At 41.4% G+C, this 12,167-nt stretch carries 9 protein-coding genes; all 9 read left to right on the forward strand.

The window, feature by feature from the left end; all coding sequences use genetic code 11:
- Positions 1 to 11: 11 nt before the first annotated feature.
- The 9 genes from CLV32_RS12870 to cyoE all read left to right on the forward strand — a co-directional run bounded on the left by CLV32_RS12870 (position 12) and on the right by cyoE (position 12,165).
- A complete protein-coding gene (locus tag CLV32_RS12870; protein WP_133556145.1) occupies positions 12 to 3,032 on the forward strand; it encodes a TAT-variant-translocated molybdopterin oxidoreductase in 3,021 nt (1,006 codons plus the stop codon).
- A gap of 23 nt (positions 3,033 to 3,055) precedes the next feature.
- A complete protein-coding gene (gene nrfD / locus CLV32_RS12875; RefSeq protein WP_133556147.1) occupies positions 3,056 to 4,528 on the forward strand; it encodes an NrfD/PsrC family molybdoenzyme membrane anchor subunit in 1,473 nt (490 codons plus the stop codon).
- Positions 4,529 to 4,530: 2 nt separating this feature from the next.
- Entirely contained in the window at positions 4,531 to 5,067 is a 537-nt protein-coding gene (locus CLV32_RS12880) for a DUF3341 domain-containing protein (protein ID WP_133556149.1), read from the forward strand.
- Positions 5,060 to 5,644, forward strand: coding sequence for a c-type cytochrome (locus tag CLV32_RS12885; protein WP_243732306.1), 585 nt, complete (start codon positions 5,060 to 5,062; stop codon positions 5,642 to 5,644). The genes CLV32_RS12880 and CLV32_RS12885 overlap by 8 nt, the downstream gene beginning before the upstream one ends.
- A 15-nt stretch (positions 5,645 to 5,659) precedes the next feature.
- A complete protein-coding gene (locus CLV32_RS12890) occupies positions 5,660 to 6,874 on the forward strand; it encodes a quinol:cytochrome C oxidoreductase (RefSeq protein WP_133556153.1) in 1,215 nt (404 codons plus the stop codon).
- 62 nt (positions 6,875 to 6,936) lie between these two features.
- On the forward strand, positions 6,937 to 8,184 hold the full coding sequence (locus CLV32_RS12895) for a cytochrome c oxidase subunit II (RefSeq protein WP_133556155.1): 1,248 nt from the start codon (positions 6,937 to 6,939) through the stop codon (positions 8,182 to 8,184).
- A gap of 123 nt (positions 8,185 to 8,307) precedes the next feature.
- On the forward strand, positions 8,308 to 10,101 hold the full coding sequence (locus tag CLV32_RS12900; RefSeq protein ID WP_133557133.1) for a cytochrome c oxidase subunit I: 1,794 nt from the start codon (positions 8,308 to 8,310) through the stop codon (positions 10,099 to 10,101).
- Between the two features lie 88 nt (positions 10,102 to 10,189).
- Positions 10,190 to 11,248 (forward strand): COX15/CtaA family protein, encoded by a 1,059-nt coding sequence (locus CLV32_RS12905; protein ID WP_133556157.1) that lies wholly within the window; start codon positions 10,190 to 10,192, stop codon positions 11,246 to 11,248.
- Positions 11,249 to 11,262: 14 nt separating this feature from the next.
- Entirely contained in the window at positions 11,263 to 12,165 is a 903-nt protein-coding gene (gene cyoE / locus CLV32_RS12910) for a heme o synthase (protein WP_133556159.1), read from the forward strand.
- The last annotated feature ends 2 nt before the right edge of the window (positions 12,166 to 12,167 follow it).

Genomic DNA, 12,167 nt, shown 5'->3' on the forward strand with positions numbered 1-12,167 from the left:
ATATAGCTTAAATGGAAAGCAATAAAAAATACTGGAAAGGCTTAGAGGAGTATAAAAACACTCCCGATTTTGTTGACAACAACAAAAACGAATTTGCTGAGCCCCTTCCAATAGAAGATGTTTTAAATGAAGCAGGATTGAGTACAGTAACTCCGCGCCGCGACTTTTTGAAAGCTTTAGGCTTTGGTCTTGGTGCAGTTACGCTGGCGGCCTGTCAACCTGCCCCGGTACACAAGTCTATTCCTTATTTAATCAAGCCGGAAGAAGTAGTACCAGGAATACCTAACTATTATGTGTCTAGTTTCAATGGACAGAGTATCTTAGTTAAAACCAGGGAAGGCAGACCGATTAAAATCGAGCCAAATCCTAATGCTGGTGCATTCAACTGTGGTACTGATGCTGTAGCGCAGGCTTCGGTATTAGACCTGTACGATGTATCTAAGCTGAAAGCTCCGGTGCTTAAGAATGCTGAAGCGAACTGGGCGGCAATAGATCAGTTTGTGAAAGATGGTTTAGCTAAGGTTGCAGGAAAGAAAATACGTATCGTTTCATCATCAGTAAACAGTCCGTCAACAAAAGCTGTTGTTGCTGATTTTACTAAAGTATATCCTACTACAAAGCATGTTCAATATGATGCTGTATCTTATACAGGTATCATCAAAGCGAACGAGAACAGCTTTGGTAAAGCGGTAATCCCTAAATACAATTTTGACAAAGCTGACTTAGTAGTAAGTTTCGCTGCTGACTTCCTTGGAACGTGGATCAGCGGTGAAGAGTTCACTTCGCAGTATGTATCAAACAGAGATCATAAATCTCTTGCTAAAGGCAAAATGTCGCGCCACTTCCAGTTTGAGGCTGGAATGAGCTTAACAGGTACCAATGCGGATACCCGTATCCCCGTAAAATTATCAGAAGAAGGCCCAGCCTTAATTACCTTATATAATGCTATCACAGGAAGTAACCTTGCTGGTGGTGGACTGCCAAACAACGGATCTGCTGATAAAGCACTGAAGTTATTGGGTAAAGAATTGCTGCAAAATAAAGGTAAATCCCTTGTTGTTTGCGGTTCTAATGATGTTTCTACACAAATCCTTGTGAATGCCATCAACTCCGCTATCGGTAGTTATGGTACTACAATCGACTTAGATAATCCAAGCAAACGTTACAATGGTAACGATGCTGAGTTTGCTGAGTTGATCAATGAAATGAACAGGGGTGAAGTAGGTGCTGTGTTCTTCCTGAACTCAAACCCTGCTTACGATGTAGCAAATTCAAAAGCATTTACTGATGCATTGGCAAAAGTAGCCTTGAAAGTATCATTCTCAGACAGAACAGACGAAACGTCTTCACTGTGTGATGTGATTGCAATCAATCCGAACTACCTGGAGTCATGGGGTGATGCTAATGCTTACGAAGGATACTATTCTATCGTACAGCCAACAATCAATCCCGTATTTAACTCACGTCAGGCAGAAGAGAGCTTATTGATCTGGTCTAACGGTCCGGTTAAAGAATACTATCAGTATGTACGTAATAACTGGGAAGCTACTATCCTTCCTGGATTAGGAAAAACCTGGAATGACTTGTTGCAGACAGGGGTTTTTGCTGCTACAGCAAAACCTGCCGGTGCTTATACTTTCAGTTTATCATTAGACGCTGTTGCTTCTTCAATTGCAAGCAGCAGTAAATTATTAGCTAAGGACATTGAGCTTCAGGTTTACGAAAGTTTGCCGATGCGCGATGGTAAGTATGCAAACAACGCATTCTTATTAGAGCTTCCTGATCCGGTTAGTAAAGTAACATGGGATAATTACATTGCCTTAGCACCTAAATTTGCTGAGAAGTTAGGATACAAAGAATTTGATGTTGTATCTGTAAAAGACGATAAAGGTTATACTATTGAATTGCCTGTGCTTATTCAGCCGGGACAAGCTCAGGGTACAGCTTCAATAGCTTTAGGCTATGGTCGTACTAAAGTAGGTAAAGCTGGAAATAACGTTGGTCAGAATGCCTATCCATTTGTAGGTTATGCAAATGGCACGTTAAAATATGCAACTACAGTTAAGCTTAGCGGCACAGGAAGAACAGAAGAGCTTGCGCAAACACAAACGCACCACTCTTTTGAGGGACGTAACATTATCCGCGAAGCTACCTTTAAAGAATATGTGAAAGATCCTGCTGCTGGTTCTGGTAACCACGGTGAGAAACATAAGACTTACGATCTTTGGGATAAATACGAGAAGCCAGGTAACAACTGGGTTATGGCGATTGACCTGAATGCATGTACAGGTTGTGGTTCATGTATCGTTGCTTGTAACGTAGAGAATAACATCCCTGTTGTAGGTAAAGACGAAGTACGCAGACGTAGAGAAATGCACTGGATCCGTATCGACCGCTACTATAGCTTCGAAGAAAACGGCGAGAGTGTAACTGAAGAAAAAGAGATTGCACATCTGGAAAATATGGATCGCGTATCTGTAGTTCACCAGCCAATGCTTTGTCAGCACTGTGACCACGCTCCTTGTGAGACTGTATGTCCGGTATTGGCAACTGTTCACTCTTCAGACGGCTTAAACCACATGGCTTATAACCGTTGTGTAGGAACACGTTACTGTGCAAACAACTGTCCATACAAAGTGCGTCGTTTCAACTGGTTCAACTACTGGAATGATTCACGTTTCGATAACTACCTGAACAATGAATTTACTCAGTTGGTACTTAACCCTGATGTAACTACACGTTCAAGAGGTGTTATGGAGAAATGTTCTATGTGTATTCAACGCATCCAGGCAGGTAAACTGCAGGCTAAAATTGAGAAACGTCCGTTGAAAGATGGCGATATCAAAATGGCTTGTCAGGAAGCATGTTCGGCTAACGCAATCATCTTCGGTGATGGAAACGATCCTAACTCAGAAGTGTCTAAAGCACTTCGCAGCGAACGTATCTATTATGTGTTGGAAGAGATCAATGTACAGCCAGGAATCGGATACATGACAAAAATTAGAAATACAGACACAACAGTACAAGCGTAAGCTGATATTAAAGAAAAACAATTATGTCAGGACATAACGAATCAATATTAAGAGAACCATTAATCACCGGTAACGATATCACGTATTCAAAGATTACGAATGATATCTTAATGCCGGTTGAGAATAAGCCTAACCGGGCATGGTGGATAGGGTTTATCGTTTCCCTAATGGGTGCTACCTTATGGCTTGTTGCCGTAAGTTATACCTTCTGGAACGGTATCGGATCATGGGGATTAAATAAATCAGTAGGATGGGCATGGGATATCACCGGCTTTGTATGGTGGGTAGGTATCGGTCACGCCGGAACCCTGATCTCAGCAGTACTCTTGCTGTTCCGTCAAAACTGGAGGAACTCGATCAACAGGTCGGCAGAAGCGATGACGATCTTCGCGGTAATCTGTGCTGCTACATATGTAGTATCACACATGGGCCGTCCATGGTTAGCTTACTGGGTACTTCCATTGCCAAATCAATTCGGATCACTATGGGTTAACTTTAACTCACCACTGGTTTGGGATATGTTTGCCATCTCAACTTACTTCTCTGTATCACTTTTATTCTGGTATACAGGTTTATTACCGGATATCGCTACAATCCGTGACCGTGCTACGGGTGTACGCAGACGTATCTATTCTATCTTCTCTTTTGGATGGTCTGGTAACGTTAAAACCTGGCAACGTTTTGAGGCTGTGTCTCTGATCCTTGCAGGTATTTCAACACCACTAGTACTTTCTGTACACACTATTGTATCCATGGACTTTGCAACATCTGTAATTCCTGGATGGCACACTACAATCTTCCCTCCATATTTCGTTGCAGGGGCGATCTTCTCAGGTTTTGCGATGGTACTTACCTTATTGCTGGTAGCACGTAAAGTATTGGGTCTTGAAAACTACATCACCATGTTCCACATTGAATCGATGAATAAGATCATCATTCTTACAGGATCTATCGTGGGTGTGGCTTACCTTACTGAGTTCTTCATTGCCTGGTATTCGGGTTCTGAATACGAAGCTTACGCTTTCGTTAACCGTTCAACAGGTCCTTACTGGTGGGCCTACTGGATGATGATGACGTGTAACGTAATCTCTCCGCAATTGTTATGGTTCAAGAAAATCAGATTGAGCATTCCTGCTACCTGGATTCTGTCGATCGTAGTAAACATCGGTATGTGGTTTGAGCGTTTCGTAATTATCGTTACTTCGTTACACCGCGATTACCTGCCATCATCATGGGTAATGTTCTCTCCTACATGGGTAGACGTGAGTGTGTTTGTTGGTTCAATCGGTGTGTTCTTTACCTTATTCTTATTGTTCCTGAGGGTTCTTCCTTCTATTGCAATTGCAGAGGTTAAACTACTACTGAAAAGCGCAAGTGAGCAGGCTAAAATGGAGCAAATTAAAGATGGTCACCTGAACAAGGTTTACGTTGATGAATACGTAGAGTCTTTAGAGAAATTTGATAGTGTTAAACAAGAAGAATACGCAAAAATATAACAATGAGTAATATCAAATATATTTTAGGCAGTTTTGGTGATCCTGATGAAATGATGCATGGCATCGAGCAATTGCAGGCCAACAACATTTCTATACACGATGTGTATACACCGATGCCTATCCACGGAATTGAAGCTAAATTAGGGGTTAAAAGATCCAGACTGGATATCTTCGCATTTTTCTGCGGGATTACAGGAACGATGTCTGCCTTTGCACTGATCTACCTGACCTCGGTTGTAGACTGGAGAAATAACATCGGTGGTAAGCCGTCATTTGCATTGCCGGATTTTATTCCAATTATGTTCGAGTTGACTATCCTTTTCACCGCATTCGGATTAGTAGGTTCTTACTACGCATCTACCCACCTTTTCCCGGGCAGAGCACCAAGGGTAATGGATTTAAGGGCGACTGACGACAGGTTTGTTATTGCTGTTGATGCACAACAAAATGCTGATCACACTAAGATTGATGGTTTATTAAAAGATGCAGGTGCTTTGGAAGTGAAGCATAATGAAAGGAAGTATATTAGCTATGAATAAGAATAATATAGTTTACGCCGCGTTTTTTGTGTTAGCTGTTTCAGTGTCATTTACGGCATGCAGAAATAAGCAGAGCACAGGGCTGGAGTACGCAAGAAATATGTACGATCCTATTGCTTATAATCCGGATCAGGCAAACAAGAATTTCGCTAACGGGCAGACGGCTCAAACGCCGCCGCCAAACACTGATCCGATTGGATTTGTTAAATACGAGTATGCGAATACCAAAGAAGGATATGAGGCAGCAGGGGCAAACCTGGTAAATCCACTTCCTTTGACAAAAGAAAACCTGACTTCAGGTAAGCACTATTTTACAGTTTTCTGTGCACCGTGTCATGGTGATGCAGGAGATGGTAAAGGCCACCTGGTTCAAATAGAGAAATTTACCGGTGTACCGGCTTATCATGGCGACGCAGCTTCTTCAAGAGGCGGTTTAATGAAAGACCTAAGCGCAGGTAAAATCTACCATACAATAATGTATGGCTTAAATAACATGGGCTCACATGCTTCACAATTGTCTCCTGAAGAAAGATGGAAAGTAGTGATGTACGTTCAACAATTACAAAAAATACAATAGAAAAGCACTAAATAAATGGGAACTCATAATTATAATTTGACTGAGCAGTTTGAGTTTGCAGGTAAAGCAAAGACTTTAAGCATTGTAGGTATCGTTATCGGTATCGCTGCGATTGCCTACGGTTTTTCTGATCATGAACTTCATGAGCGGACGTTTGCAAACCTGTTATTAATGGGATATTACTTTGCATGTGTATGTATGTCGGGTGCATTCTTTCTTGCTGTACAGTTTGTTGCACAAGCAGGCTGGTCGGCCTCGATCCTCCGTGTGCCTCAGGCAATGGCTAAAACATTACCAATTGCTGTAGTTATCCTGCTTGCCATCATCGGTGCAGGTCTATACACACATAATCTGTATCACCACTGGAATGCTCCAGGTTTAACGGATCCTAATAGTTCTAATTATGACAAACTGATCGATGGTAAATCGGCATTCTTAAATGTGCCTTTCTTCATGACCAGACAAGTTGTGTTTTTAGCTATCTATAGCTTCTTCGCTACGTTGCTTGCCAAGTTGTCTAATAACGAAGATCTGGAAGGTGGTTTGAATTCTTACAGAAAAAGCTTTAAATACTCTTGTATATTTCTGGTTATCTACGGATTTACTACACCAATCTTCGCTTTCGATACTGTGATGTCTCTTGAAGCACACTGGTTCTCTACCATGTTTGGTTGGTACAACTTTGCTGCCATGTGGGTAAGCAGTCTGGCTACTATGGCTATCATCATTATCCTGTTGAGAAAAGCAGGTTATATGCCATGGGTAAACAACAGTCACCTGCACAACTTAGGTCAGTTTATCTTCGGTTTTTCTATCTTCTGGACTTACGTATGGTTTGCACAGTTTATGTTGATCTATTATGCCAACATGCCTGAAGAGACTGTTTATTTCTACAAAAGATTTGAATATTATAAAATATGGTTCTTCCTGAACCTGTTCCTGAACTTCTTGTCGCCAGTGCTATTATTAATGGATCGTGACAATAAAAGACAGGAGAACGTATTGCTGTTTGTTTCTATCGTAGTACTTTGCGGTCACTGGATCGATTATTATCAGATGATTATGCCAGGTACAGTAGAACAACACAATGGATTTGGATTTATTGAGATCGGAACTGCTGTAGGTTTTGTAGGTTTGTTTACCTTTACCGTGTTAACCGCTTTAAGCAAGAAACCGTTGATTGCAAAAAATCACCCGTTATTGGAAGAAAGTTTGAATCACCATCTCTAGGATTAAGATAGAGGGCATATTAATTAATAGATATAGAAGTACAACGTACTACTTTTAAGAAAATGAGTTTAAGAAAATTTATAAGTAATAAGACAATAGCGGGTCTGGCAGTTATCCTAACTGTGTTTGCAAATACCAGTGTATTTGCGCAAGAAGCTGCTGCCACTGCTGCTGCGCCGGCAAAACCTATAGATATGGAACCTATCTATAAGTCTATAGCGTTCTATGCGCTCTTGTTTTTACTACTTTGCTTATTTATAGCAATTGTAGGTAAAGCGATCAGGGTATATGAGCTAACCAGAGAAGCTCAGGATAAACCTGCTGCAATTAACTGGAATGCCGTAAACGCAAGTCTTTTTGCCTTATTCCTTATCGTAGGTTTATATGGCGTGTATTGGGAATATACGGTTCATGGTAACATGATCCTTCCTGAGGCAGCTTCAGAGCACGGTAAGAAGATTGATGAGATGTTTAACCTGACATTGATCATCACCACTATCGTATTTATAGCAACACACATTATCCTGTTTGCATTCTCTTACTTCTACAAACACAGTGGAAAAAGAAAAGCGTATTACTATCCACATAACAATGCATTAGAGCGCATCTGGACTATTATCCCTGCGGTAGTATTGAGTGTTTTGGTATTGATGGGTTTCTTAACCTGGAGATCTATCTTCTATAAAGTGGAAGACCCTAACAACAAACCATTGAGCGTTGAAATTACTTCTCAGCAATTTGCATGGTCTATCCGTTATCCTGGAAAAGACGGTGTAGTTGGTGTGAAAAACTATAAAATGATTACCGGTACGAACGCATTGGGTATCGACTTTAAAGACAAAAATAACCTGGATGATCAAACAGCAGATGAGCTTGTAATCCCGGTTAACAAACCAGTAAGATTGATCCTGACCAGTAAAGATGTACTGCACAGTTTCTACATGCCAAACTTCAGGGTTCAGCTGAACACAGTTCCTGGTATGGTGTCTTACTTCGAGTTTACGCCAACGATTACTACTGCAGATATGCAGGTTAAAACCAACGATCCGGCCTTTAAGTATTTGTTCTATTGCTCTAAAATCTGCGGATCAGGACACTATAACATGCAAAAGGTAGTAAGAGTTGTTTCTCAGGAAGAATACAATGCCTGGATTGTTAAACAACCAACGTATTTAAATAATGATTTGAGAAAGCAATTCAATTTGCCACTGGTAGCGGATCCTGCTGCGCCGGCTGCTGCAGCACCTGCAGATTCAGCTGCTAAGGATTCTTCAGCTGTTAAATCAAATCAATTGGCTTTAAAAAAATAATTCATACTGGAATAGCACATTATGTCAACTATAACAATACAAAATAATCAACACCACGATAGTCATGATGATCATGCTCATGGACATCACAAAGAGACATTCTTAAGCAAGTATGTTTTCAGCATGGATCATAAGATGATCGCTAAGCAGTTCTTGATCACAGGTATCATTATGGCCGTTATTGCCATGGGCCTATCGATCTTGTTCCGTCTGCAACTGGCATGGCCTGACAGATCTTTCCCTATCCTGGAAACATTCCTGGGTAAATGGGCTGAAGGTGGCAGGATCCGTCCGGAGTTCTACCTGGCATTGGTAACCATACATGGTACCATCATGGTATTCTTTGTACTTACAGCTGGACTGAGTGGTACATTTAGTAACTTATTGATCCCGCTTCAATTGGGAGCACGTGATATGGCTTCGCCTTTCATGAACATGTTATCTTACTGGTTCTTCTTTACTGCATGTGTGGTAATGATGTGTTCTTTCTTTGTTCAGACAGGTCCGGCAAGTGCTGGATGGACAGTTTATCCACCATTATCTGCATTGCCTAAGGCCATTCCTGGTTCGGGTACTGGTATGACATTATGGTTGATAAGCATGATCTGCTTCGTTGTTTCTTCCCTGATGGGCGGTATCAACTACGTGAGTACTGTATTGAACATGCGTACTAAAGGTATGGACCTTTGGAAAATGCCTTTGACAATCTGGGCTTTCTTCCTTACTGCTATTTTGGGTATCCTTTCTTTCCCTGTATTAGTTGCAGGTGTTGTGCTGTTGATCTTCGATAGAAGTTTCGGTACAAGTTTCTACTTATCCGATATCGTTATTGGTACACAGGTATTACCAAATGAAGGTGGTTCACCTATCCTTTGGCAACACTTGTTCTGGTTCCTTGGTCACCCGGAGGTATATATTGTAATTATGCCAGCATTGGGTATTTCTTCTGAGGTTATCTCTGTAAACTCAAGAAAACCAATCTTCGGTTACCATGCGATGGTTTATTCATTGATTGGTATTACTATCCTGTCGTTTATCGTATGGGGTCACCATATGTTCGTGACCGGTATGAATCCATTGTTAGGTGGGGTCTTCATGATCACAACGTTAATTATCGCTGTTCCTTCGGCAGTAAAAACGTTTAACTACCTGGCAACGTTATGGAGAGGTAACATCCGTTTTACGCCTGCAATGTTGTTCGCTATCGGTTTGGTATCGTTCTTCATCTCGGGTGGTTTAACAGGTATTTTCCTTGGTAACGCTTCGTTAGACATTAACTTACATGATACTTACTTCGTTGTTGCTCACTTCCACCTTGTAATGGGGTCTGCAGCGATCTTTGGTATGCTTGCCGGTGTTTATCACTGGTTCCCTAAAATGTTTGGTAGAATGATGAATGCTAAATTGGGTTACCTGCATTTCTGGTTAACTTTTATCTGTGCATACCTGGTATTCTTCCCGCTTCACTTCTTAGGTCTTGATGGTGTGCCACGTCGTTACTATGCATTCACCGAGTTTGAATTTATGCAGAAATGGGTTACTGTAAACATCTTCGTAACATGGGCAGCAATTATTGCAGCACTTGCTCAGGTTGCTTTCTTGTTCAACTTCTTCTATTCAATTTTCAAAGGTAAAGTTGCTCCTCAAAACCCTTGGGAAGCAAATACTTTAGAGTGGACTACACCAGTAGAACATTTACATGGCAACTGGCCTGGAGAGATCCCAACAGTATACCGTTGGCCATATGATTATAGCAAGCCAGGTGCTGAAGAGGATTTTATTCCTCAGACTGTTCCTTTCTCATTGACAATGAGCTCTAACATGCCACACGATTTTGAAGGCAATACAGAGGCAGAACGTATCCAGGAAGAATGGATGGCTGCACAGGAAGCAAAACAAAAAACAATAGTTGACTAAAGCTGATCGCTGATCGTATTCATATTGAGGTATCTGTTCGAGTAATATTTTACCGCAGATACCTCATTTTTTTTAAAAGTATTCCCCAATGGTTTCTCAGTCCGAACGTAGGTTTGTAAGACTTAACCTGATCACAATAGCAGTAACATTACTGCTTATTCTGGCTGGTGGTATTGTGCGCAGTACGGGCTCTGGCATGGGCTGTCCAGACTGGCCTAAGTGCTTTGGACAATACATCCCTCCAACGTCCGTTGAGCAGTTGCCGGCAGATTATCAGCAGAAATACGTTGCACAGCGGGTAGCTAAGAACGAACGTTTTGCGAAGTCGCTCGACAAAATGGGCAAAAAGGAACTTGCCGATAAAATCAGAAATGATAAAACCATCCTGATTCCTGAGCATTTCAACGCTGCTCAGACCTGGACAGAATATGGAAACAGATTGATGGGCGCACTTACTGGCTTTTTCCTGATTGGTCTTACTGTGTATTCATTTACCTATCGTAAAACCGCTAAACGGATAATCTGGTTGAGTTTGTTTAACCTCGTTATGGTTGGCTTCCAGGCATGGCTTGGCTCTATTGTGGTATCCACAAATCTATTGGCCTGGGTTGTTACCGTTCACATGCTGTTGGCTCTTGTTATACTTGCGGTATTAGTTTATACCTATAACTACGCCAGGGAAATGCATAGCGAGCCTGTTGTAGTGATTTCCAATGTGACTTGGTTGCGCCTGCTTATATTTTTATCGCTTGTGTTAACGGTAGTGCAGATTGTGATGGGTACAGAACTGCGTGAAGCCATAGACTTTATTTCAAAATCTTTGGGCTATGATCAACGGAACACCTGGGTGCTCAAAGCAGGGTCTATTTTTGACTATCACCGTGATATGGCTGTTCTGGTGGCTGTGATAAGTGCGCTGGTTTATAAATTTGTGGCTGATAAATTTGGTGGAAGGGCTACAGCTTTATTGGTGAGCAATTCTATTGTCATTGTTTTGATTGTTCAAATTGCAACTGGGATTTTATTGTCTAACTTTGCATTGCCTCCTTACGCTCAGGCTTTACATATACTTTTTTCTACTACCTTATTTACCTTACAATTCTATTTGTACCTGTTGGTATATAGAACCAGCACTTACAATAAATAATTAACTATATAAGATTGAAACAGTTTTTTTCAGACTTCTCGAAACTCATTAAATTCAGACTTACTTTTCTGGTGGTATTTTCTGCATCAGTAACTTTCCTGATCGGGTCAAAGATGCAGGTGTCAAGGGGAGCGATTGAAGGAATAGCCTGGGGGAATTGGTTGATTCTTATTGTGGGTGGGTTTTTCGTTACGGGAGCAGCAAATTGTTTCAATGAAATTATTGAAAAAGACCTCGACAGGCTAATGACACGTACGAAAGACAGGCCTATGCCAGCAGGACGTATGACAACAGGACAAGGACTTGTGTCAGGTTTATTGATGGGAATGCTGGGTACCTGGTTATTGGGTAAGCTTAACCTTGAAACAGGATTATTGTCGGTCTTCTCAATTTTATTATACGCCTTTGCCTATACACCCCTCAAACGTAAATCAGTAATTTCTGTTTTTGTTGGCGCCATACCGGGGGCGTTGCCACCACTCATTGGATACCTCGCTGCATTGGGTAAAACGACCGATTTTTTAGCTGTAGATTATAACATAGCGATTGTTTTATTTCTGGTTCAGTTTGCGTGGCAGTTTCCACATTTCTGGGCGATTGCATGGGTGCTGGATGATGACTACAAACTGGCGGGGTTCAGACTGCTTCCAAGTGGGAAACGCGATCAAATCAGCGCTGTGGTTATTTTGATTACAACTTTACTGACTATACCTGCAGGACTGTTGCCAACATATTATGGATTTGGTGGATATTATGTAGGTGGTATCTCATTGATCGCCGGTCTTTTCTTTTCTTATTATGGAGCACAGCTGGTTATCAAAAAGGATTTGGCTAGTGCCCGGAAGGTGATGTTCTGTTCATTCTTTTACCTGCCACTTGTTCAGCTCGCCCTATTATTTGATCTTATAGCAAAATAGTA

Origin of the sequence: Pedobacter duraquae (assembly GCF_004362245.1) — a bacterium.
GTDB lineage: Bacteria > Bacteroidota > Bacteroidia > Sphingobacteriales > Sphingobacteriaceae > Pedobacter > Pedobacter duraquae.

What these genes read in the sequence shown, in the direction of transcription:
- CLV32_RS12900 (WP_133557133.1), top strand. Translation starts at nt 8,308, where the DNA reads ATGGATCATAAGATGATCGCTAAGCAGTTCTTGATCACAGGTATCATT.
- CLV32_RS12870 (WP_133556145.1), top strand. Translation starts at nt 12, where the DNA reads ATGGAAAGCAATAAAAAATACTGGAAAGGCTTAGAGGAGTATAAAAAC.
- nrfD (WP_133556147.1), top strand. Translation starts at nt 3,056, where the DNA reads ATGTCAGGACATAACGAATCAATATTAAGAGAACCATTAATCACCGGT.
- CLV32_RS12895 (WP_133556155.1), top strand. Translation starts at nt 6,937, where the DNA reads ATGAGTTTAAGAAAATTTATAAGTAATAAGACAATAGCGGGTCTGGCA.
- CLV32_RS12905 (WP_133556157.1), top strand. Translation starts at nt 10,190, where the DNA reads ATGGTTTCTCAGTCCGAACGTAGGTTTGTAAGACTTAACCTGATCACA.
- CLV32_RS12890 (WP_133556153.1), top strand. Translation starts at nt 5,660, where the DNA reads ATGGGAACTCATAATTATAATTTGACTGAGCAGTTTGAGTTTGCAGGT.
- CLV32_RS12885 (WP_243732306.1), top strand. Translation starts at nt 5,060, where the DNA reads ATGAATAAGAATAATATAGTTTACGCCGCGTTTTTTGTGTTAGCTGTT.
- CLV32_RS12880 (WP_133556149.1), top strand. Translation starts at nt 4,531, where the DNA reads ATGAGTAATATCAAATATATTTTAGGCAGTTTTGGTGATCCTGATGAA.